General features: G+C 57.8%; 2 protein-coding genes. One reads left to right on the top strand and one right to left on the bottom strand.

The genetic code is table 11. The features are described from left to right. Positions 1–53 precede the first annotated feature (53 nt). Positions 54–470 (top strand): hypothetical protein, encoded by a 417-nt coding sequence (locus tag KYK14_RS21930; protein WP_219161769.1) that lies wholly within the window; start codon positions 54–56, stop codon positions 468–470. A 109-nt stretch (positions 471–579) separates the two neighbouring features. Here KYK14_RS21930 and KYK14_RS22640 read toward each other — a convergent pair whose 3' ends face one another. Then, positions 580–801, bottom strand: coding sequence for an antitoxin VbhA family protein (locus KYK14_RS22640; protein WP_219161768.1), 222 nt, complete (start codon positions 799–801; stop codon positions 580–582). Between the last annotated feature and the right edge of the window lie 53 nt (positions 802–854).

Below are 854 nucleotides of genomic sequence, written 5' to 3'. Positions count from 1 at the left end.
GGCAACAGTGCAGCTAGCCATCCGTACTTCTCTCTCACGCTCAACCTACATCTATGGAACCTGAGGAAGCCGACCAGTGGATACGGGCGACTTGGACTGGGCACGTGGATGCGATTGAAGCCATGCGCGGGGCCGATAACTACTTGATGAAAGCAGGGCCGTTTCACTGTCCTTTTTTGCTCAACGACAACGTCGGCTTGCACGGCTCGTGGTTTGATTCCGTGGAATGGTTAGAGCGGGCTTGGCTTCCTTATGCCCTGCAGTTGGGGTTGCGCTACGTGGCCCACGTGGTGCAGGCCGATAGAGGGCATGATATTTTAAGCCTGACCTTTCCCGAGCCGGTCGTCGGCGAAATAGAGCTGCAGATATTTCACCACGTGCAGGAAGCGGAGGAATGGCTGCGCACCTGTCAGCAGAGTATTGGCTGGCCTGTGCGCTTGGGAGTGAACAGCAAAACGCCTCCTCGCTAGGTACCGGCCTATGCGTCGAGGAGGCGTTCAGACGTGTGTCTGTGGGCTGTTCTATTCCTGGCCGGTTGCTCCTCAGCAGAGCCGGTTGCGCTTCAAACAGCCCCCAAAGCTAGTCCCTTTTCCCCTTTTGTTCCCTATTGCCCTGCTCAATGGCGGCTGCTCGGGCTTGCATAACCGCCTGTACCTCATCACGCATGATTTCGCCGGCGGCGTATCGTTCGTAAAGGGCTAACACCTGGGGATGGGGCTCAAGGCCACGGGCGCGTACGTTGGCAATGGCTTGGGCGACAATGGCTCGGCGCTGGGCCTGGTCGTCTTCCTCCGGTTCCATAGATGTAGGTTGAGCGTGAGAGAGAAGTACGGATGGCTAGCTGCACTGTTGCC

The sequence above is a fragment of the Hymenobacter profundi genome (assembly GCF_019334315.1).
Taxonomy (GTDB): Bacteria; Bacteroidota; Bacteroidia; order Cytophagales; family Hymenobacteraceae; genus Hymenobacter; species Hymenobacter profundi.
This window is presented reverse-complemented; position numbering and strand designations above follow the sequence as displayed.

What these genes read in the sequence shown, in the direction of transcription:
- KYK14_RS21930 (WP_219161769.1), top strand. Translation starts at nt 54, where the DNA reads ATGGAACCTGAGGAAGCCGACCAGTGGATACGGGCGACTTGGACTGGG.
- KYK14_RS22640 (WP_219161768.1), bottom strand. Translation starts at nt 801, where the DNA reads ATGGAACCGGAGGAAGACGACCAGGCCCAGCGCCGAGCCATTGTCGCC.